Source organism: Vibrio paracholerae, from assembly GCF_037672085.1.
Lineage (GTDB): Bacteria > Pseudomonadota > Gammaproteobacteria > Enterobacterales > Vibrionaceae > Vibrio > Vibrio cholerae.
The window spans coordinates 2,390,413-2,413,818 of the sequence record NZ_JBBHLM010000002.1; the positions used below are offsets into that span (position 1 = coordinate 2,390,413).

General features: G+C 47.2%; 15 protein-coding genes. 11 read left to right on the forward strand and 4 right to left on the reverse strand.

The window, feature by feature from the left end; all coding sequences use genetic code 11:
- Positions 1-60: 60 nt before the first annotated feature.
- Entirely contained in the window at positions 61-1,506 is a 1,446-nt protein-coding gene (gene dacB / locus R4537_RS15960; RefSeq protein WP_071179705.1) for a serine-type D-Ala-D-Ala carboxypeptidase, read from the forward strand.
- Positions 1,507-1,576: 70 nt separating this feature from the next.
- On the opposite strand, the gene tyrS is transcribed toward dacB, so the two are convergent.
- A complete protein-coding gene (tyrS, locus tag R4537_RS15965) occupies positions 1,577-2,764 on the reverse strand; it encodes a tyrosine--tRNA ligase (RefSeq protein WP_000146479.1) in 1,188 nt (395 codons plus the stop codon).
- 130 nt (positions 2,765-2,894) lie between these two features.
- Between tyrS and R4537_RS15970 the strand changes: the two genes are divergently transcribed.
- Positions 2,895-4,196: a peptidoglycan DD-endopeptidase ShyC gene (locus tag R4537_RS15970; protein WP_071179704.1), complete on the forward strand. Its 1,302-nt coding sequence runs from the start codon at positions 2,895-2,897 to the stop codon at positions 4,194-4,196.
- A gap of 80 nt (positions 4,197-4,276) precedes the next feature.
- On the opposite strand, the gene vexF is transcribed toward R4537_RS15970, so the two are convergent.
- From vexF to erpA, 3 genes are all read right to left on the reverse strand, one after another.
- Positions 4,277-7,396, reverse strand: coding sequence for a multidrug efflux RND transporter permease subunit VexF (gene vexF, locus R4537_RS15975; RefSeq protein WP_002031092.1), 3,120 nt, complete (start codon positions 7,394-7,396; stop codon positions 4,277-4,279).
- A 10-nt stretch (positions 7,397-7,406) separates the two neighbouring features.
- Positions 7,407-8,507, reverse strand: coding sequence for a multidrug efflux RND transporter periplasmic adaptor subunit VexE (gene vexE, locus R4537_RS15980; RefSeq protein WP_071179703.1), 1,101 nt, complete (start codon positions 8,505-8,507; stop codon positions 7,407-7,409).
- A 97-nt stretch (positions 8,508-8,604) separates the two neighbouring features.
- Complete coding sequence (gene erpA / locus R4537_RS15985; RefSeq protein ID WP_000005743.1) at positions 8,605-8,946, reverse strand: iron-sulfur cluster insertion protein ErpA; 342 nt, start codon at positions 8,944-8,946, stop codon at positions 8,605-8,607.
- Between the two features lie 283 nt (positions 8,947-9,229).
- Here erpA and hemL point away from each other — a divergent pair, with 283 nt between their 5' ends.
- The 9 genes from hemL to R4537_RS16030 all read left to right on the forward strand — a co-directional run bounded on the left by hemL (position 9,230) and on the right by R4537_RS16030 (position 23,367).
- Positions 9,230-10,528 (forward strand): glutamate-1-semialdehyde 2,1-aminomutase, encoded by a 1,299-nt coding sequence (gene hemL / locus R4537_RS15990; RefSeq protein WP_000167257.1) that lies wholly within the window; start codon positions 9,230-9,232, stop codon positions 10,526-10,528.
- Positions 10,529-10,795: 267 nt separating this feature from the next.
- Positions 10,796-11,881, forward strand: a complete 1,086-nt coding sequence (locus tag R4537_RS15995; RefSeq protein ID WP_071179702.1) for an AI-2E family transporter — start codon at positions 10,796-10,798, stop codon at positions 11,879-11,881.
- Between the two features lie 72 nt (positions 11,882-11,953).
- Positions 11,954-12,976: a 16S rRNA (guanine(1207)-N(2))-methyltransferase RsmC gene (gene rsmC, locus R4537_RS16000; protein ID WP_071179701.1), complete on the forward strand. Its 1,023-nt coding sequence runs from the start codon at positions 11,954-11,956 to the stop codon at positions 12,974-12,976.
- 63 nt (positions 12,977-13,039) lie between these two features.
- Positions 13,040-16,573, forward strand: a complete 3,534-nt coding sequence (chiS, locus tag R4537_RS16005; RefSeq protein ID WP_175463874.1) for a two-component system sensor histidine kinase ChiS — start codon at positions 13,040-13,042, stop codon at positions 16,571-16,573.
- A 915-nt stretch (positions 16,574-17,488) separates the two neighbouring features.
- A complete protein-coding gene (locus tag R4537_RS16010) occupies positions 17,489-19,159 on the forward strand; it encodes an ABC transporter substrate-binding protein (protein WP_071179699.1) in 1,671 nt (556 codons plus the stop codon).
- A gap of 169 nt (positions 19,160-19,328) precedes the next feature.
- The gene (locus R4537_RS16015) at positions 19,329-20,315 is read left to right on the forward strand and encodes an ABC transporter permease (RefSeq protein ID WP_071179698.1); all 987 of its coding nucleotides are present in this window, start codon (positions 19,329-19,331) and stop codon (positions 20,313-20,315) included.
- Between the two features lie 2 nt (positions 20,316-20,317).
- Positions 20,318-21,343 (forward strand): ABC transporter permease, encoded by a 1,026-nt coding sequence (locus R4537_RS16020; RefSeq protein WP_071179697.1) that lies wholly within the window; start codon positions 20,318-20,320, stop codon positions 21,341-21,343.
- Positions 21,344-21,345: 2 nt separating this feature from the next.
- A complete protein-coding gene (locus R4537_RS16025) occupies positions 21,346-22,329 on the forward strand; it encodes an ABC transporter ATP-binding protein (RefSeq protein ID WP_000211040.1) in 984 nt (327 codons plus the stop codon).
- Positions 22,330-22,371: 42 nt separating this feature from the next.
- Positions 22,372-23,367 carry an ABC transporter ATP-binding protein gene (locus R4537_RS16030; RefSeq protein ID WP_000042560.1) on the forward strand — a complete coding sequence of 332 codons (996 nt, stop codon included), beginning with the start codon at positions 22,372-22,374 and terminating at the stop codon, positions 23,365-23,367.
- The last annotated feature ends 39 nt before the right edge of the window (positions 23,368-23,406 follow it).

Here is a 23,406-nt window from a genome sequence, read left to right on the forward strand (position 1 = left end):
TAGCAGGCGTTTTTCTATCTCGTTATACTGCAGCAACGTTTCTTGGTGGATGTTATTGCTATGCTTTCTCGCTTCATACCCGTTTGGTTACTCTCCATTAGCTGTTTTCTAATCGCCTCTCCGATTTACGCGCAAACACCATTAACTGCCGCAACGACTAAACTTCCTCAAGGGGCTCGTTATAGCCTATTGATTGAAGATGCCGCATCGCAGCAGAACACTCTCGAACTCAATACTCATCTTTACTATCCCCCCGCTAGCACCCAGAAGATTTTGACGGCGCTCGCCGCAAAATTAGAACTGGGTGATGAGTTTCGCTTTCACACTGATTTAATGCGTTCAGGGCAAGATTGGATCATTCGCTTTTCAGGCGACCCTACCCTTACTACTACGGATTTAACGACACTGCTCAAAGCGATGAAAGCGCAAAGTGGCGGCAGAATTGAGGGCGATTTGTGGCTGGATAATAGTGTATTTAGTGGATATGAGCGTGCGGTAGGCTGGCCATGGGATATTTTAGGCGTCTGCTATAGCGCTCCAGCCAGTGCCATCAACCTCGATGGTAACTGTATTGAGGCCTCCATTTATACTGAGCCACAAGGTAAAACGCGCGTTTATGTCCCAGAGCACTACCCTGTGCATGTTCAGTCACAAGCCATCAGCGTGACACAGCGCGAACAAGAAGGTTTGCTGTGTGATTTAGAACTGACGGTAACACCTGAGAATCACTATAAGCTAGATGGCTGTTTAGCCTTACGAGACAAACCCTTACCGTTAAAATTTGCGGTGCAAGATACTGGGCTCTATACCCAGCGAGTGGTTTATCGTCTTCTCAACCAGCTAAATATCCAGCTCAAAGGGGAGGTTAAAGTCGGTAAAGCCAATACCAAACAAGCGCAGAAAATCGCTGCTCATCAGTCCAAGCCGCTGCCTGTGTTACTGAAAACCATGTTGCAAGAGTCCGACAATCTGATCGCCGATACCTTGACCAAAGCCTTAGGCCACCGTTTTTACTCTCAACCCGGTAGCTTTACCAACGGAACACAAGCGATTAAACAGATTTTTTACTCTCGCACTGGCATTTCATTACAAGATACTCAGCTTGCCGATGGCTCTGGCCTTTCACGTAATAACCGGATGCGTCCACAAGTGATGCTGGATACTCTTCGCTACCTTTATCGGCACGAAGCTGAGCTTGGGTTAATTGCGATGCTGCCTTCAGCGGGAGAATCGGGCACTTTGCAATATCGACGCAGTATGCGTGCGCCACAAATCAGTGGCCAAATTAAGGCGAAAAGTGGCTCACTTTATGGCACTTACAATATGGCGGGCTTTGTGATGGACGAAAATCAGCGCCCTAAGACCCTATTTGTTCAATTCGTCACCGACTATTTTCCTCCCAAACCCAATCCTGAAATAGCAGTTGAACCACCGATCATTCAGTTTGAAACTCAGCTCTATCAGGAGCTTATTCAGTTTAATCGCTTGGCATCCCAGTCAAACTAGGCTTCTAGCTGAAAAATAAAAAGCGCCGTTTGGCGCTTTTTATTTATTTTTAGCTCAGGTTTGGAAACCATTACTTGATGGTCACTCGAGCGAACTTACGTTTACCCACTTGGTAAACCGATGTACCGCAAGTAGGAATCAGCTTCGCATCCTCTAACTTCTCGCCATCAAGCTTCACCGCACCTTGCTTAATCATGCGCAGTGCATCAGAAGTAGAAGCCACAAGTCCCGCCTCTTTGAGTAGATTGGAGATAGCGATTCCAGCCTCGAATTCAAACTCTGGCATTTCCTCAGGCATCGCCCCTTTTTGGAAACGGTTGATGAACTCTTGTTCTGCTGCGTCAGCATCGGCTTGTGAATGGAAACGAGCGATGATCTCTTTTGCTAGCAAAATCTTGATATCACGCGGGTTAGCACCATTAGCAACCTCGGCTTTGAATTGGGCGACTTCTTCTAACGGACGGAAAGAGAGCAGCTCGTAGTAGCTCCACATCAAATCGTCAGAAATTGACATGATTTTACCGAACATTTCGCTCGGCGCTTCGCTCACACCAATATAGTTATGCGCCGATTTAGACATTTTCTTCTCGCCATCCAAGCCCACCAGCAGAGGCATCATCAATACCACTTGTGGTTTTTGGCCGTGGGATTTTTGTAGCTCACGCCCCATCAGCAAGTTGAATTTCTGGTCGGTACCACCAAGCTCAACATCGGTTTCCATCGCAACAGAATCGTAGCCTTGCAGCAATGGGTACATAAACTCGTGGATCGCAATCGGCTGACCATTGTTGTAACGCTTTTTAAAGTCATCACGTTCTAACATACGAGCGACTGTCTGGTTTGAAGCCAGACGGATCATCCCTTCCGCTCCCAGTTGTGACAACCATTCTGAGTTAAATTGAATCTTGGTTTTGGCAGGATCGAGGATCTTAAACACTTGTTGCTTGTACGTTTCCGCATTACGCAACACATCTTCGCGCGTCAAAGGTGGGCGTGTGGTATTTTTTCCGGTTGGATCACCGACCATTCCGGTAAAGTCACCAATCAAAAATGTCACGTCATGACCTAAATCCTGGAAAGTACGAAGCTTATTGAGGATTACCGTGTGGCCTAGATGGATATCCGGAGCCGTTGGATCCGCCCCCAACTTAATTCGCAGCGGACGATTTTCTTTGAGCTTAGCAATGAGCTCTTCTTCGGGGATCAGCTCTTCAACACCACGTTTAATCTCGGCTAAAGCGGCTTCAATACTCGCCATTCTTGTTCACTCCCACAGATTTGGCAAAAATATGATAGTTGGACATATTACTTGAATAGCGATGCATTTTGAAACCAGTTAGACTACCCGACAGCGATTTTGTTAATAATTAAATGAATTTGAACTGAACATGCTTTCTCTTTTCAATCGTCTTCCTTGGCTGCATCGAGTGTTAATCACCGCGTTTAGCGCCATTATTGTCTTCGCCATTTTTTTTCTGCCCAATTCTGAAGAATTACATAAACCAGATGCTCAGTTAGATGTGGGACGTCACTATCCTGTCACTCTCGATAAACAACTGATTACGAGACCAGAGGAAGAAGTAATCGCCCCACCCTCTGTTATGCTGCGTTGGGAAACCTACCAAGTAGCCAACGGTGAAAGTGCCGCTTTACTCTTCCAGCGGGCAGGACTCTCATCACGAGTTCTTTACGAATTAACCTCCAGCAACAGTGACATCAATAGTCAGCTTTCTAAGTTAATGCCTAAAGACGAATTGAAATTTGGCTTTGACAAAAATAACCAATTAGTTCAGCTAAAACGCACCATTAGCCCTTATGAAACCTTTGTGGTGACCCGTTCAGATTCTGGTTTTACCTCTGAGTTTGATAAGAAAGAAGTCACCTTCCAACTCAATTACGCCGAAGCCAAAATCACCTCTAATTTCTGGAATGCGGGTATCGCCTCAGGGCTAAGTGCTAACCAGATCATTGAGTTAGCCAATATGTTTGGCTGGGATATCGACTTCGCGCTCGATATTCGCGAAGGGGATCAATTCAAATTACTCTACCAAGAAAAAGTCGTCGAAGGCTCTGTGATTGGTCGCGGCAACATTATTGCAGCCACTTTTATCAACCAAGGTTCAACCTTTACTGCGATTTTGGATGACAATACAGGCAACTATTACGATCAGAATGGCCGAGCGATGAAAAAAGCCTTCTTGCGTTCGCCGCTCGATTTTCGTCGCGTCTCTTCTAACTTTAACCCTCGCCGACTCCATCCAGTAACGGGAGAAGTTAAAGCTCACCGTGGTACCGACTATGTTGCACCGGTAGGAACACCTATCTGGGCGGCTGGTGATGGTGTGGTTGAGAAATCCAGCTATAACCAATTTAATGGTAACTATGTCTACATTCGCCATAGCAATACCTACATTACTAAGTACCTACACTTACAGCGACGTCTAGTTAAAACCGGAGATCGAGTCAAACAAGGACAAACTATTGGTACCTTGGGAGGCACAGGACGAGTTACCGGCCCTCACTTGCATTATGAATTCTTGGTTAATGGCATCCACAAAAACCCGCGTACAGTTGAATTGCCACAAGCACAATCACTGACTGGCAAAGCAAAAGAGACCTTTATTGCAAATGCGAAGCAACGAATGGCAAAACTGGAACGCTACAGTCAGTTACTGTATGCCAATCAATAATCATCTCGTGGTGGAAAAAAGTTAGGCCAGCAATCGCTGGCCTAACTTTTATCAACATTCACTCTGTCGCTATGGCATGTTTAACTCTGCGCATCTTGAGGGGCTTCGTCTTCACTTACCCCTTTTCTTCGCCGCCCTAACATGAGCAAGCAAGGGGTAAGCACTAAGGTCAGTACCGTTGCAAATGCCAATCCTCCGGCCACCGCAGTCGCCAACTGTGACCACCACTGGGTACTCGGTGCACCAAACTCAATTTTCTGATTGATGAGGTCAATATTCATCTCAAGCACCATAGGCAGTAAACCTAAAATTGTCGTTACCGTCGTCAGAAGCACTGGACGCAAGCGTTGCACTCCCGTGCGTAATATCGCTTCCTCACGGCTCAAGCCACGCTTAAGCAATTGATTATAGGTGTCAATCAATACGATATTGTTGTTCACCACAATCCCCGCTAGGGCAATCACCCCAATACCAGACATGATGATGCCAAACGGTTTTTGGAAAATCAGTAATCCAGCAAAAACCCCTACGGTAGAGAAAATCACCGCGGTCAAAATCAGGAAGGCTTGGTAGAAACTATTGAACTGAGTGATCAAAATGATCGCCATCGCCGCGAGTGCAACCATAAACGCCTTTTCGAGGAAGACAGCTGAATGCTCTTGTTCCTCGTTTTGACCACGGATACGAAATTCCACACTAGTGGGTAAATTGAGATCACGTAGCGCCTGTTCAATGGCGGGAAGTTCTAGCGCTAAGTTGTACCCATCCTTGAGATCGGCCATCACGCTGATCACCCGTCGACCATCTACCCTATGAATCGTATCCTGCTTTTGCTCTGGAATAATTTGCGCAAAATTAGTAAGTGGCACTAAACCTTGCGCGGTTTTTACGCGTAGTTGTTCAAAACGTCCAATATCGCGATATTCACTCGGATAACGCACCAAGATATCGACTTCTTCATCGCTGTCATCAGGAAGATAATCGCCAATTTTGAGGCCATTTGTCACAAACTGTACGGTATTGCCCACCAAAGTAGCATCGGCCGCAAAACGTGATGCATCATCACGTCGAATATCAATTTTCCAATCAATCCCAGGCTTACTGCCGTTATCACTTAAATTGGTCAGTGCCGGATTGCCCTTTGCCCATAACCTCACTTGCTGAGCGGCTTTATCGAGTTCGTCTGCAACGCGAGCTGAAATTTCAATCTCCAGATCGTGCTCAACAGGTGGCCCTGCATCTGGGAATTTGTATTCGATTTCAACCCCTGGAAAGGTATTGGTGACTTGCTCCAGCTCCTCAATAATCGCTTTAACACTACGACGATATTGCCAATCAACGGGGGTTATCTGTACGACGCCAATTTCGTCATCGCCACCCGTACGGGTATAGACACTTTCAAACTCATCGTGGCCTAACATCACCTGCTCAATATCACTCATGATGCGATCTTTTTCATTCAGCGACAGATCGCCATAAGAGCGCACTTTGACCGAGAAAAAAGGCGGATCCACTTCAGGAAAAAACTCTGCACCTAAACCTGCTTTGCCATAAGCAAACGCAATCGCCGCAGACATCAGTAGCGCACCGCACAAAATTTTGATCGGGTGGCGAATCGCTATGGCAAGCGTGTGGTAATAGGCTTTGGTGATCCCCGTCGCTTGTGAAAAATCACCATTGTGCAGCGCCACCATCCGCGCTTGATTAGCTTGGGTCACTTTCTGCGGACGACCAAACAAGCTTCCCAATACCGGAACAAAGAGCAGCGCCATCACTAAAGAGGCAGTGAGCGTCGCCATTAAGGTCAGCGGAAGGTATTTCATGAATTCGCCAGTCACATCTGGCCAAAACAGCAGCGGGGCAAAAGCAGCCAGCGTGGTCGCGGTAGAGGCGGTGATTGGCCAAGCCATACGTTTCGCCGCATCGCGATAGGCTTCACTTCGATGCATACCCTCTTGCATGCGTCGATCCGCAAATTCGGTGACTACGATTGCACCATCCACCAGCATGCCAACGGCCATGATGAGAGCAAACAGCACAACGATATTGACTGTCAGACCGAAAACGGCCAGTACCAATAGCCCAGTCAAAAAAGACCCAGGAATCGAAACCCCAACCAATAGCGAAGTGCGTACGCCCAAAATCGCAATGATCACCACCACGACGAGAATGATGGCGGACAGAATATTGTTTTGTAGATCATTGAGCATGAGTTTGACATCTTTCGACTCATCCCAAATCGTTTTCACCAATAAATTATTAGGCCAATCGTCACGCGCTTGAGCTTCGCCTAAAACCGCTTTGACTAGCTCAACGGTTTCAATAATATTCTCACCAGAACGTTTTTTGATATCCAAAACAATGGCGGGTTTACCATCTAAGCGAGCTAAACTCTCAGGATCACGGAAAGATTTGCGTACTGTGGCCACATCACCGAACGTAATAACCTGCTTACCCTCGACTTTAATCGGCAGCTCTAACACATCCTTCAACGATTCAAATACGGAAGGCACTTTGACCGAAAAGCGGCCGTAACCAGTATCAACAAATCCGGCGGCGACCACTCGGTTATTGAGTGCAATCAGATTGTAGATGTCACTTTGATCCAGTCCGTAGCTCTCCATAAGCAGTGGATCGACGAGGATTTCCACGATCTCTTCACGATCCCCTGCGATATCAACAGATAGGATCTGGCGAAAGCTTTCCAATTTATCGCGTAATTGACGGGCTATCAGAACTGCCGTTCGCTCCGGTACTGTACCGTAGAGCACCACAGATAAAACAGGCTGCTCCGCCGCCAGCGTCACTTCATTCACCGTCGGCTCATCACTATCCGCCGGTAATTTGGGTTTGGCCAAATCGACTGCATCACGCACATCCGCCATCGCTTTGGCTAAATCGACACCCACATTGAATTCCAGTACGACAGAAGCATGCCCTTCTGATGCTGTGGCCGTCATCTCTTTCACACCTTCAATCGAGCGCATTTCCTGCTCAAGAGGACGAACAATCAATCTTTCTGCATCACTGGGAGATATACCTTGGTGGCTCACCGAAACGTAGATGATAGGAATGGTGACATCGGGGCTCGACTCTTTGGGAATGGTCAGGTAAGTCGCCACACCCGCAACCAAAATGAACACCAGTAAGGTCAACATGGTGCGCGTACGAGACAGCGCCGCATCAATCAGAGTGAACATGCTGCGACTCCTAGTGGGTTGCGCTGAGTTGAGTGGCGAGAACCTTATCCCCATCGCGAACAAATCCTTGTCCACGGGTAATAATATCCACTTGCTCGCCAAGTCCGGTTAACCAGACACCATCTTGTTCTGCTTTCACCAGTTGGATTGGCACAAATTTGACGTATTCACTTTGCAACGTTTTCACGCCAAGGTTGCCCTCTTCATCGAGAGCGAGCATGGCGGGGGTGATTTTGATCGCGGCTTGAGACATTAGACTCAACTCAACTTCTGCGCTTACCCCTGCAGGAATGGCTTGTTGTGGGTTATCGACCTCAACTTCAATAGCAAAGGTATTGGTTGCAGGCGATGAGAGCCTAGAAATATAGCGGACTTTACCTTGTGTTTGCGTGCCATCGATAAAGCGGATCCGCGCCGCTTGTTCAAGCTGCACATGTTGAATGTGTCGCTCACTGACATCCGCTTCTATCACCAACTGGTGCAGATCGATAATGGAGGCAACCGGATCGCCAATCCCAACAAAATCGCCTTTTTCGATAGGTAAAGTCTCCACGACACCATCAAAGGGGGCGCGAACTTGGGTATTATCCAGTAAACGTTGCACAGTACTGAGCGAGGATTGTGCGTCTGTGAGAGCAGCCGCAGCATTGGTAAAAGCGACTTCGCCTTGTAAGCCTTTATTTTTCAGTGCACTAGCCGCATTAAACTCTTGTTGTCGCACTTTGAGCTGCGCTTTCGCTCGCTCTAACTGGGCATCCAGATCGCCTTTATCAATCAAGGCGATTATCTGGTTTTTGGTGACCACTTGCCCTTTCGCAATCTTCACCTCGGCGATCCGCCCAGCAATTTCAGCGCCAATTTTAGCCTGCCGATCCGGCGCTGTGCGGCCATACAACTCGATAACTTTATCGGTTTGAGTGGCGTTAAAAGTTTGATAACCGACTTTGGCTAGAGGGACTTGTATTTCCGTCGCCGTTTTCGGCTCTTTAGCATTGGAATCACCTAGACCTAACCAGAGTGCTAACAGAATAATTAAGGCAAAAGAAATCAACCAAGGTTGATGTAGAAAGTAGTCGCGCGCTTTAGATGAAGATGTTTTGAGCGGAAACATAACTATTCCTTATTGTAATCGCTACGTGACATCCTAATACGCAGCGTCGGCCAATCGAGTTTATCGACTGGCCTTATTTTCCTGAAAAATCTCAGGATTAGACGCTAAATGATGCGCCGCAACCACACGTGGTCGTTGCATTGGGGTTGTTAATGAAGAATCTTGAGCCTTCGAGACCTTCGGTATAGTCGACCACACCGCCGATCAAATATTGCAAACTCATAGGATCAACCACCAAAATGACGCCGCTATTCTCAATTTTGGTATCACCTTCGTTGACGGTTTCATCGAAAGTAAAGCCATATTGGAAGCCGCTACAACCACCACCAGTGATGTAAACACGCAACATTAACGATGGATTTTCTTCTTCTGCGATCAACGCTTTAACACGTTGTGCTGCCGCATCAGAAAAGGATAATGGAACATTAACTTCGCTCACGATGACCTCTCTCATTCGTGGAAAATACAACAACACCGCAAAATCCGATGTGCTGCACATCTAATAGTGATAATGGCGGCGATTATCTAATACCTGAGTTGGCCGTTCAAGTATTAGCCTTAATCCGAATCAACTTGGCGGATATATTCGCTTTCCTGCTCGCTATTTTGCGGATACAGGCAGGGAAAATCGATCAAAATGTAGCGAAAACATTTCACCCACTGGAGCATAGGCGTACAATGCGCCCCAAAATTGGTCCGATTCATCATAAGAGGAAACTAGCATGACCAAATCAGCCGAGTTGTATCAAAAGGCGCAAACCACTATTCCGGGTGGAGTTAACTCTCCTGTTCGTGCCTTTAACGGAGTGGGTGGTTCACCGATTTTCATTGATCGTGCCGATGGCGCGCTGATTTTTGATGCCGATGGTAAAGCATACATTGACTACGTAGGATCATGGGGACCAATGATTCTCGGCCACAACCATGCGGTAATTCGTGAAGCGGTGATTCAAGCTGCACAACGCGGTTTAAGTTTCGGTGCACCCACCGAGATGGAAATCACCATGGCAGAGTTGGTGTCTGAGCTCGTTCCTTCAATGGAACAGTTGCGTATGGTGAACTCGGGCACTGAAGCCACGATGAGTGCCATTCGTCTTGCGCGTGGTTATACAGGCCGTGACAAAATCATCAAGTTTGAAGGCTGTTACCATGGTCATGCTGACAGCTTACTCGTTAAAGCGGGATCTGGGGCTTTGACTCTAGGCCAACCAAGCTCACCCGGCGTTCCTGCTGATTTTGCTAAACATACCTTAACTGCTCGTTTTAACGATCTAGACTCAGTGCGTGAGCTGTTTGCGGCCAATCAAGGTGAAATCGCCTGCATTATCGTTGAACCCGTGGCTGGCAATATGAACTGTATCCCACCAGTGGAAGGCTTCCACGAAGGGCTGCGTGAAATTTGTGACCAAGAAGGCGCACTACTGATTTTCGATGAAGTGATGACTGGTTTTCGTGTCGCATTGGGCGGCGCTCAAGCGCACTACAACATCAAACCCGATTTGACGACACTTGGTAAAGTGATCGGTGGCGGTATGCCTGTCGGCGCTTTTGGTGGTCGCCGTGAAGTGATGCAATACATTGCGCCAACAGGCCCGGTTTACCAAGCTGGTACACTATCAGGCAACCCAATCGCGATGGCAGCAGGCTATGCCTGTCTGAATCTACTGCGTGAAGAAGGCAATGAAAAGCGCTTAGCCGCGAAAACCAAGCAACTGGCTGATGGCTTTAAATCTCTGGCCGATCAACATGGTATTCCACTTTTAGTACACCAAGTTGGCGGAATGTTCGGTTTCTTCTTTACCGAACAAGAGACAGTGACTTGCTATGAAGATGTCGCCCGTTGCGATGTAGAGCGTTTCAAACGTTTCTTCCATCTGATGCTGCAACACGGCGTTTATCTCGCCCCCTCTGCCTTTGAAGCAAGCTTTACCTCACTGGCGCACGGTTCAAAAGAGATTGAAGCCACGTTGGAAGCCGCAGATCGTAGCTTTGCGATTTTGGCAGCGGAAGCGAAAGCTTAACCTACTGTGGGTCACCTAATTTGGGTCACCACTTTGCGAAGGCAGCCTCGGCTGCCTTTTTCATTGAGTGCAGATCTATTGCCAATAATAGAGACTCAGTAGCACGAGAGCACAAAGCACTACGCCAAACCACGGAATCGGTCTGCGTTTCGCTTTCTTGTCACAACATTCATTTTTATCACAACAGCCCATCTCGACCTCCGGATTGCTAACCAGCTGAATTGGCGTCATTATAACGCTTCCAATTCCTTTAGGTGGACAACTCCTGTGTCAGAAAAAATCAAATTAGCATCCAGTCATCGCGTATTAGTTGTGGCGCTGCTCGCTTCTGCACTCGCGTGTTACTGGTTGGTCGAGCCTTACATCAACTCGATAATAATGGCCTTCATCATTTCGCTCTTGATGTTTCCAATCCATGATTGGTTTGAAAAAAAACTGCCTTCACACAACAATTTAGCGGCCTTTTTATCTTGTGTTGTGCTAACCGTCATCATCGTTATTCCCCTACTGTTTATTTTTGGGGCCATTGTTCAACAAGGCTCTAAGTTCTCACAAAACCTCTACGCATGGGTTACACAAGGCGGAATTCAGGCTCTCTTTAACCATCCTTGGGTGGTCAAAGGGCTCAGCTTAGCCAATCACTATCTGCCTTTTGAAGAGATCAGCCCCCAACAAATCGCCCAACGAATTGGTCAGTTAGCAACCACATTCGGCAGTAATTTAGTCAGTATTAGCGCAAAAATTCTCGGGGATGCCACCAGCTTCGTAATGCATTTTTTCCTGATGCTGTTTGTGCTGTTTTTCCTGCTGCGCGATCACGACAAAATCATCAGTGCGATTCGCCATATTCTGCCCCTCTCTCGCAGCCAAGAAGATCGCCTGCTCAGCGAGATAGAAAATGTCTCCAAGTCAGCGGTAATGGGCTCATTTTTAACCGCCATCGCACAAGGTTTAGCAGGGGGAATCGGCATGTGGCTGGCAGGTTTCCCGGGACTTTTTTGGGGAACCATGATGGGCTTTGCGTCCTTTATCCCCGTCGTCGGTACCGCGTTAATTTGGATCCCTGCGACACTCTATCTATTTTTAACCGGTGATACGACTTGGGCGATTTTCCTCGCCATTTGGAGTGTTGCGGTTGTGGGCTCGATTGATAACTTACTCCGCCCCTTCTTAATGCAAGGCAGTGCAGGGATGAATACCTTGATGATTTTCTTCTCCCTGCTCGGCGGTATTCAGTTGTTTGGTTTAATTGGCTTAATTTATGGCCCGCTGATTTTTGCCATCACCATGGTGCTGTTTAATATCTACGAAGAAGAGTTTCGCAGCTTTTTAGATCAGCAAGACCGAAGCTAAGTCTAAGTTAGGGTTTCATTCAAGGGGCAGAGTGTGCGAAAATCTGCCCCCTTTTCTTGAGTAGAGCGTGTCATGCAACCTTATACTGCCCCGAGTGAAATCGCCCTTCGTCAACTCGACTATTTTGCTGATAAGCATGTACTGGTAGCGGGCGAAGTTGAAGATCGTTTTCCCATCGAACTTCGTCAATATTGCGCTTCCGTTTCGGTGTTTACCACGCATTACGGCTACTATTCGCAGCTCAAAGCTTACCCTGAGATTACTCGCTACTTTGGCGAGCAATTAACAGCAGATCTCAATGCTGACCTGATTTTGCTTTACTGGCCTAAAGCCAAGCAAGAAGCGGAATACTTACTCGCGATGCTACTGGCAAAGCTCGGTACAGGCACTGAAATTGTGGTGGTCGGTGAAAACCGCTCTGGAGTGAAGAGCATTGAAAAAATGTTCGCAGCTTATGGTCCAATCCACAAATACGACTCCGCACGCCGCTGCTCATTTTATTGGGGACACTGTGTCCATACTCCAGCCGCTTTTGAGATTGAGCACTGGTTTAAATCTTACGCGGTAAACTATCAAGGTCATGAGCTGATTATCCGTAGCTTGCCGGGTGTTTTTAGCCATGGCGAATTTGACCTGGGAAGTCGCTTACTACTCGATACCCTACCAGCCCTGAATGGCAAGGTAATCGATATTGGCTGTGGTGCCGGCGTTTTGGGCTGTGTGATGGCAAAGCTCAACCCTAATATTGCACTAGAGATGACAGACATCAGCGCTCTGGCGATTCGCTCTAGCCAAGAAACCCTAGTGGCTAACCAACTGCACGGCGACGTTTATCCATCCGATATGTTTTCCGACACCGGGCATCACTACGATTATATTGTGACCAATCCACCATTCCATTCGGGATTGGAGACCAGCTATAACGCCACAGAGCGTCTTCTTGCCGAATCTGTAGATCATCTTGCTTCGGGAGGCTCGATCTGGGTGGTGGCAAACAGCTTTTTGAAATATCCGCCAATTCTTGAGCAAGCGTTTGGTCACTGCGATATCGCCGCTAAAACCAATAAATTTGCCATCTATCACGCAAAAAAATAACTGGTTACATTTTGCCGCTTTTAACGTAAATCAGCCTCAAAAGCGGCATTCTCCTCACGTTTTTTGCGTCTATGCCCACGCTTTAGCTTGGACTTACTTGTCAAAGTAAAAAAACTCGTTAATTTCGTTACTTTAGGTTTTCCTTGTCTATCACCCACTCATGCTTGGCGATCGCCGCAGAGTTTCACCGAAAGTAACACCTTAATTATGTTTAGGTTCTATCGAAAACAAAAATTCAAACGCCTGCAAAATACCTTGATGGCGGCATTTCTTGCCCTCAGCATTATTCCGTTGACTATTACTGCGTTGTTTTTCCTACATTCACACAGTAAAGATCTGGAGCAGCAGAGCACATCTTACTTGGTTTCAGTTCGGGATAATAAACAGCAACAGGTCATCGACTATATGATGGCCAAAGAGTCAGAAGTGATGGGCTTTGTCCGCTCCGAATTAGCTTATGCCAGTGGCGGACGTTTTTATGGTCTGGTCAATGCTTTTCAGCGCTTAGACGTCAGTATTGAAGCGGCTCGTGAACATGCTCAGCAGCGCTATATTGCTGGCTCTGGTGACCAAATTAAAACATCAATACTTCCTCAATCAAGCAGCTATGTAGGCAGTGAACGCTACAGACTGCTGCATAAACGCTATCACTGGGCTTATTTAGAACTACTTAAACGGTCGGATTTTGATGACATCTTATTAGTCGATATTGATGGCAACGTCGTTTATTCGATCTATAAATACGACAATTTTGGCACCAACTTATTAACGGGCAAATACCAAGACTCCAATCTAGGCCATACCTTCAAACGTTTAGAACAAACGGTCAATGAACAGCGCAAAAACAACGAAGATTTCACCCCCGTCGTGATTTCTGATTTTGTGCAAGAGAATGGCAAACAATACGCTTGGCTTGGCGCACCGATTATTCAGCAAGGCTATTTACATAGCTACGCCATGTTCCGTTTACCGAGCAATGCGATCACAAAACTTATCGCAGAAGGCAGTAGCTATCCTTCTATGCAAACTATTTTAGTGGGGCAAGATCACCGCTCAAGAACCTTAACTTCCGCCGAAATTGCGGTTGAAAAAAGCAAAGAAGTGGTCGATTTAGCCTTATCGGGTAAACGCGCCGTAGGCACTTACACCAATACCGATGGTGAACAGATCATCGCAGCCTACGCACCGATCAATTTGAAAAATATTCATTGGGCTTTGGTGGTGGAACTGCCTGAGAAAGAAGCGTTTGCCCGCGTTCGTCAGTTAGAAAAACTGTTTGTTTTTGCGATGTTGACGGCCATTGTCTTAGTGGTCATCGCCTCGCATTACCTTTCCAATTTCATTACCTCACCGCTTTTGAAGCTGACATGGGCAGCCGAACGTGTTTCGGCAGGCGATCTTGATGAAGCCATGATCAATACCGAACGCAAAGATGAAATTGGCCGCTTGGCGGTCAGTTTTGAGCGTATGCAGCGTTCCATTCGCGAAAAAATATCGCTGATCAAATCGCAAAATAAAGAGTTAGAGAGCAATTTACTGATCATTCGTAAGCAAAACGATGAGTTACAACTAGCCAATAAGCTAAAAGATGAGTTCCTCGCGACCACATCACATGAATTACGAACCCCATTGCATGGCATGATTGGCATTGCCGAAGCGCTGATCTCGGGGGCAAATGGCCCTATTTCAGCGGCGCACAAGTATCAACTCGACATCATTATCAGCAGTGGTCAGCGTTTGGCGACTCTGGTTGATGATCTACTCGATTACCACAAAATGCGCTATGGTGCGCTGGATATTCAAAGGTGTGCCGTCGATTTATCGAGCGCTACGCGCTTGGTCTTAGAGCTTTCTCACCATTTACTTGGCAAGAAAACGCTGCGCATTATTAATCAAGTCTCAGAACAACCGGTCTGGGTTTCAGCAGATCCTCAACGCTTAGAGCAAGTCCTGTATAACTTGATCGGTAATGCCATTAAGTACACTTCTGAAGGCAAAATTGTTATCTCCGCAACCTATATTGACGATAAAGTGCGTGTGCAGGTGGTGGATACAGGTCAAGGCATTCCAGCAGAACAACTGGAGCACATCTTTGAGCCATTGATTCAAGCGGGCCACGATGCGAGTCGCTATCGCCAAGGCGCAGGACTCGGGCTTTCCATCAGTCGCCAGTTAATCGAATTGATGCACGGTACTCTCTACGTAAGTAGTCAGCCGATGGTTGGCACTACCTTTAGCTTCACGCTGCCTCTGGCGAGCGAAGAAGAGATTGCTCAAGCGCGCTTGACCGAGCTCCCCCACTTCCAAGCACCGGAAGTGTTAGATACTGAACTGCCCGAGCAAAGCACCTTACCCGAAAATGAACATGGCCCACTTCTGTTGGTCGCCGATGATGAGCCTGTCAACTTGCGTGTGCTGGACAGCTTTTTACGTCTTGAAGGTTATCGCGTCCATACCGCACAAGATGGCCATCAAGTACTTGAAGCAATTAAACGTGAAAAACCTGAATTGGTGTTACTCGACATCATGATGCCAGGCATGAGCGGTTATCAAGTGTGTGAAAAACTTCGACAAACTTACGACCACGCTGAACTGCCTATTATTATGCTGACGGCCCTCAACCAATCTGATGACCGAGTACGAGGGTTTGAAGCTGGAGCCAATGACTACTTATCCAAACCATTCAACAAACAAGAGCTGGCCGCGCGCATTGTCGCTCACCTCACGGCGAGCAAAGCCGAACTGCGCCGCATTGAGAATGCCCAACTGCAAAAAGAGTTGAAGCATCGCGCTATGGTAGAAGCAAGCCTATTGGAAACCCAAGGCCGCTTATTGGAGCAACTAGAATCTGCGCCAGAAGCGATTTTGTGCGTCAAAGAAGGCAATAAAGTACGTTTTGCTAACGAAGCGGCAGCACGTTTATTTAGACGTACCCCTGAGCAGCTCAAACGCTCCAACGCCGAAGAACTGATTGCACCTAAATTCTTGAATATTGAACAAGAACATTACTGCGGCAATATTGATGTTTACGTCGATGATGTGCGCCAACACCTCTCTGCCGATGTCCTGCGCTTGCCACAAGGCTCTGGCTTACAAGCGATGTACATTTTTAATGTCGGCGGCAGCGTCAATGCCGCACGGATTCATAACCTAGAAACCGCGATAGAAGCCCTGTCTAGCTATGCCTTCGAAGGCGATAAAGACAAGCTGCAAAAACTCAAGGAGCTGGGTGGTGAGTTTACTCGTATTGCTGATAAAGCCTCTGGCGAGTATCAATCGAAACAGGATTTGATGCGCGCCGTGTTAGTCGAAGCCATGACCAGTGCCTTGAACTATTGGGAACGAGTCTCAGGACAAAGCAAGTTCACGTTTGCCGAACAAAGTGGCTTATGGCGCGTTTATCTTGACCGCAGCACACTACAAACTCGTACCCTAGACAAATACTTACGAATTGAGACACTGCCTAAAACACCGCGTTGGCGAACCGTACTGAACTCGCTCGATTACATTCTTGAGCATTGCAAAGAATCAGGCCCTGAGCGCACCCATATCGAAATGCAGCGCGACAAATTGCAAAAGCTCCTGACTAGTGAGTAACACCATTCGCCAAACAGTGATAACTGCCAACCCACCGCATGGTGGGTTTTTTATGTCCATTACAAAACGTTTTCCCAGCGCGGTTAATCAGGGTCTTGAAGTGGCATACCCAAGCAACTTGAATTGCCGCTGGACAACAACAGAATTTATCCCCATGAGCACAGATAAACCATTCTAGACACACCATACCCAAACAACTTGGAGTTATAGGTAGGCGGCAAGTAAGTGAATCCCATGAGCATAGGTAAACTATGTGATTAGGGTGAACCAACAAAACCAATACCACGCAGCTTCCAATCGCAAATGAATTCGTCTCTTTATATTGAGCACTAGAGTGACATACTCAGACTTGATTCAAGAGATAAAAAAAGCATATTACTCCCCTCTTCTTGTATTCAAAAAGTCGGGATAAAACGGTAAGAAAAGACTTCATACTCCTCAATTCGCCAGTCTTTGTTTGAGATTGCGAAGGGAGTCACAACAATTCGCCAGATTTAATTTAATCGATTAAATTAACGTAAAATCAGGCTAGTGAGCGAGATCTCGCAAATAGCACTCAGGCAAAAAACCATTATCAAACAAGGCCAAATAAGTAAGTAAACACTAACAAACCTAACTAAACCGTACCCGTTTTGCGAGTTGAATCACTTCGCATTTTTTGTACAAAAATCACACATCAGAAGGTATTTTGACGTTAATGACGTAGGGCATCTAGGTTTTGACGTTTTTAACGGGAATTGCAATTGATAAATTTCTTGGCTAGGTGTTTTCTTACTCCTGCCAAAGGCCTACAGGCCACTCATGACTCCCCACCCTCCGACGGGGTAAAAGTGATGAGGTAGGTCTTGGAGAGTGTTTATCAATTGATGACATTCCATCCATTAGTGAAATGAAAGCAACTAGTAAGGAACAGCTATGCTTGCCAATATTAAAAAGACAGCACTAGCCGCCGCAGTAATCGCAGCAGCAACCAGTGTTTCAGCTCCAGCGTTTGCACGTAGTGAGCTCACCATCGTGCCAGATTTCTACCCTACAATGGTACGTAACTTCAACCCGTACCTAGCGACTAACCTGCGTACAACCACTGACTTTATCTACGAGCCTCTTGTTGTATTCAATGAAATGAAAGGTAATACGCCTGTTTTCCGTCTGGCAGAAAGCTACAAAATGGCTGACGACCTGATGAGCGTAACTTTCGATATCCGCAAAGGCGTTAAGTGGTCTGACGGTGAAGCATTCACAGCTGACGACGTGGTTTACTCTTTCGGCCTGCTGAAAGCGAAACCAGAACTCGATCAACGTGGTATCAACAAGTGGGTTACCAGCGTTGAGAAAGTGGACGAGTACAAAGTGCGTTTCCGTTTGTCTGAAGCAAACTCAAACGTACCTTATGAAATTTCTCTGATCCCTATCGTTGCTGAGCACGTGTGGAAAGATGTGAAAGAGCCAACCACCTTCACTAACGAAAACCCAGTAGGTACTGGTCCTTTCACTGTGATCGATACTTTCACTCCACAACTGTACATCCAGTGTCGTAACCCGAACTACTGGGATGCCGCTAACCTAGAAGTTGACTGTCTGCGTGTTCCACAAATCGCAAACAACGACCAACTACTGGGCAAAATCGTTAACTCTGAACTCGACTGGACCTCTTCATTCGTTCCAGATATCGACCGTACTTACGCCGCAGCGAACCCTAATCACCATTACTGGTACCCAGCATCAGGTACACAGGCGTTCATGGTAAACTTCAAAAACCCAGATCCAGCGAAAAAAGAAGCATTGACTAACGTAGATTTCCGTCGTGCGTTCTCTATGGCTCTGGATCGTCAAACCATCATTGACATCGCATTCTACGGCAGCGGTACAGTGAATGACTTCGCATCTGGCCTTGGCTACGCATTCGAAGCATGGTCTGATGAAGCGACCCACAAAAAGTACAAAGGCTTCAACACTTATGACGTTGAAGGCGCGAAAAAACTACTGGCAAAAGCAGGCTTCAAAGATGTGAATGGTGACGGCTTTGTTGACACCCCATCAGGCAAGTCTTTTGAACTGCTGATCCAATCTCCAAACGGCTGGACTGACTTTAACAACACAGTTCAACTGGCGGTTGAGCAGCTACAAGAAGTGGGTATCAAGGCACGTGCTCGTACTCCAGAATTCGCGGTTTACAACCAAGCAATGCTGGAAGGTACTTACGATGTGGCTTACACCAACTACTTCCATGGTGCGGATCCTTACACTTACTTCAATAGCGCTTACAACTCAGCACTACAATCTGGTGACGGTATGCCACGCTTTGCGATGCACTACTTCACCGACAAGAAGCTCGATGGTTTGCTAGACAGCTTCTACAAAACAGCGGACAAGAACGAGCAGTTAGCGATCGCTCATGGTATTCAGAAGATCATTGCTGAAAACCAAGTGACTATCCCTGTAATGTCTGGTGCATGGATGTATCAGTACAACACCACTCGTTTCACTGGCTGGTGGAGCGAAGAAAATCCGAAGGGCCGTCCAAGCATTTGGGCTGGTATCCCAGAGCGTCTACTACACGTACTGGATCTGAAACCAGTTAAGTAATACACGTTCATTTCTTGCGGCGCACGCTGTGCGCCGCCTATCTAAATCCCCTCATGTTGTTAAGTAAACATATGGCGCTCGTCGTCAGGGGATTTCTCGCTCTCAAATTCGCTAGGGGCGAGACCTGAAACCAGAGACAGGACAAAACTGGGTGAGTAAGGTGTAAGTTATGGGTTACTTTTTAAGACGATTGTCGTTCTATTTTGCCGCGTTGCTGGTCGCAGCAACATTAAACTTTATTATTCCGCGTGCCATGCCAGGTGATCCGGTCACCATGATGTTTGCTCACGCAACCGCACAGGTTACTCCAGAACGTATCGAAGCCATGAAACAGTTACTTGGCTTTGTTGAAGGTCCTTGGTATGTGCAGTATCTGACGTACATCAAAAGCATTCTGACTTGGGAGTTGGGTACTTCAATCAAATTCTACCCTTTAAGTGTGAATGAGCTGCTTGGTGGTGCATTTGGTTGGTCACTATTCCTTGCCGGTACTGCGGTTATCATCTCTTTCTCAATCGGCTCTGTGCTGGGTATTTTTGCTGCATGGAAACGGGGTAGCCGTTACGACACCTTTATTACTCCGGGAATGCTGGTGATTCAGGCTGTACCCCAAGTGGTTATTGCCATGCTCGCCATGTTCACTTTCGCTATCGGTTTAAGTTGGTTCCCGACTGGCTACGCATACACAGCAGGTACTACACCAGATTGGACGAACTGGGCATTCATCAAAGACGTGGGCTATCACGCAGCCCTTCCTCTGTTTTGTGCTTCGATCGTGCAAATCGGTGGCTTCTTAGTCAACATGCGTAACAACATGATTAACCTGCTCGCTGAAGATTACATCACCATGGCAAAAGGCAAAGGCCTGAGCGAAAACCGAGTAGTGTTCAACTATGCCGCACGCAATGCCCTACTACCAAGTGTAACGGCACTATCGATGTCACTCGGTATGGCAATTGGTGGTCAGTTGATTATCGAAATCATCTTCAACTACCCAGGTTTAGGCACCGTACTGTTCAACGCAATTACCGCACGTGACTACCAAGTTCTGCAAGGCCAGCTCCTCATCATGACGCTGTTCATGCTGTTCTTTAACCTGCTTGCAGACATGTTATACGTTGTTCTAGACCCTCGCTTACGCAAGGGAGGTAAATAATCATGAAAGCACTTTGGAAACTTTTACGCGGCAACCGTATGGCGATGATTGGTGTGGTCATCTTAAGCATATTTTTATTTATCGCGCTAGCCGCACCACTGATCACCTCCTATGCACCGGATAAACGTACGGGGAATCCACATGAATACCCTGCGTTTATTGTAAAAGCAGCTAAAGCCAATCCTGATGGCTGGATTTCTGAAAACCTAGCGACAGATCGCCGTACTCTTGCGATGTCGAAAAAAGCCGACCACATACTTGGTACCACACGTATGGGGCGTGATGTGTGGTCACAAGTCGCTTATGGTGCTCGCGTATCCCTCGCAGTAGGCTTCGGCGCGGGGATTACGGTTTGTTTCTTAGCTACAGTGATCGGTATTTCAGCGGGTTACTTTGGTGGGAAGATTGATGATTTTCTGACGGCCGCCATGAACATCATGCTGGTGATTCCACAATACCCACTGCTGTTCGTATTAGCTGCCTTTATTGGGGAAGCAGGACCTCTCACCATCGCGCTGATTATTGGCTGTACGTCCTGGGCCTGGGGTGCGCGTGTGGTTCGCTCGCAAACCATGGCACTGCGTGAGAAAGAGTTTGTGAAAGCCGCAGAAGTACTAGGCGAATCTTCATGGCGCATCATCTTTATTGAGATTCTGCCAAACCTGATTTCGATTGTCGGCGCAAGTTTTATCGGTTCGGTGATGTACGCGATCATGATGGAAGCGACGATCTCCTTCTTAGGCTTGGGCGATCCGAACACCATCAGTTGGGGCATCATGCTCTACAACGTACAAACCTCATCTTCGATGCTGATTGGCGCCTGGTGGGAACTGCTGGCACCTTGTTTATCTTTGACTCTGTTGGTCACAGGTCTCGCTTTGCTGAACTTTGCGGTTGATGAAATTGCTAACCCGCAACTGCGTTCACACAAAGGCATGAAACGTTGGAAAAATCTGGCCAAGCAAGACCAAAAAGCGCGTCAACCGAACGTACCACCACAAAATGCACTTTGGAGCGGAGATAAATAATCATGACTACGCCATTAATCTCAATCCGCAACTTATGCGTGGACTACATTACCGATGCTGGTGACGTCCGTGCCTGTAACAATGTGAGCTTTGATTTAGCCCCAGGTGAGGTGTTTGGCCTTGCGGGTGAATCCGGTTGTGGTAAATCCACCGTTGCCTTCTCGCTGATGCGCCTGCACAAGCCGCCCGCGTTCATCACTGGTGGCGAGGTGATCTTCAACGGTGAAGACATCCTGCAATACAGTGATGAGCGTATGCAAGCGTTCCGTTGGAAAGAAATGTCGATGGTGTTCCAAAGTGCGATGAACGCGCTGAACCCAGTTCTGACCATGGAAGAGCAATTTTGCGATGTGATCATGCGCCATACCAATATGACGCGTGAACAAGCAAAACGTCGTGCTGAAGGGCTGTTAGAAATTGTAGATATTCACCCAAGCCGTCTTAACGATTATCCGCACCAGTTCTCGGGTGGTATGCGTCAACGCTTGGTGATTGCGATTGCGCTCGCACTCAATCCAAAAATGATCATTATGGATGAACCTACGACCGCGCTAGATGTTGTCGTTCAGCGTGAAATTCTGCAGAAGATCTACGCACTCAAAGAAGAGTTTGGTTTCTCTATTCTGTTCATTACTCATGACTTGTCACTGATGGTCGAGTTCTCAGACCGTATCGGCATCATGTACTCCGGTGAATTGATTGAAGTTGCTCCTTCAAAACAAATTCTGGAAACCCCTTACCACCCTTATACCAAAGGGTTGGGAAGTTCTTTTCCACCATTAACTGGACCAAAAACAAAACTCACAGGGATCCCTGGAAACCCGCTCAACCTGTTGGACATTCCTCAAGGTTGCCGTTTCCAAGCTCGCTGCGATCGAGTTCATGAAGCTTGTACTAAGGTACCGACCGTACTGCGCCAAATCGAGCATGGCCGCTTTTCTAACTGCCATCTCTATACGCAATCGAATGCCACTATAAAACGCTAAGGCGTACGACAAAGCAGTAGCAAAGAATTTCTGGAGACAATTATGAGCAAACCACATGGCGAATTACTGGTTGAGGGAAAAAATCTGGTTAAAGATTTTGCCATCAACAGTAACGCACTCAAACAACCCATGATGCGTGCCATCAACGACGTATCATTCAAAATGTACAAAAGTCGCGGTTTATCTGTGGTGGGTGAGTCTGGCTCAGGCAAATCCACCACCGCCAAGATGATCGCCAAAATGTACGCGCCGACCTCTGGGGTTATCGAGTACAAAGGCCGTGATATTCAGGACATCGTTTCTCGTAACGATCTGATGCATTACCGCGAAGGCGTACAGATGGTATGGCAAGATCCGTTTGGCTCACTCAACCCAACCCATACTATTTTCCACCACATTGCTCGCCCGCTGCTGATCCACAAAAAGGTTACGCCGGGCAACAAAAAAGAGTTGGAAGAGCGTGTTTACGAATTGCTTGAACAAGTCGGTCTCATCCCACCAAAAGCCACGGCCGCAAAATATCCGCACCAACTTTCTGGTGGCCAGCGTCAGCGCGTTAACTTGGCACGTAACATTGCTGTTGGTGCTGAGGTTGTTCTGGCTGATGAACCCACTTCAATGCTCGATGTGTCAATCCGTGCGGGCGTACTCAACCTGATGGAAGAGATGAAGTTTGAGCGTCAAATGTCACTGTTGTACATCACGCACGACATCGCGACCGCTCGCTACATCGCTGAAGACTTGGCCGTTATGTACGTAGGCCATATGGTGGAATGGGGCGATACCGATGAGATCATTCACGATCCACAGCACCCTTATACCAAGCTGTTAGTCTCTGCAGTGCCGGATCCGAAAAAGTCGATCCACGAGAAATTAGAAGGCAACAAAGGCGAGATCCCATTGTGGACACCTAACTCTGTCGGCTGCCCATTTGCAGGCCGCTGTTTGCACGCTTCCGCGAAATGTCGCGAAGCCTTGCCAGAAGTTACTCAGCTGTCTGACAACCACTTTGTGCGTTGTTATCTGTTTGAAAAATAAAACCAGCAGCTCCCTCTTGCAGGGAGCTTGCTCAATCCA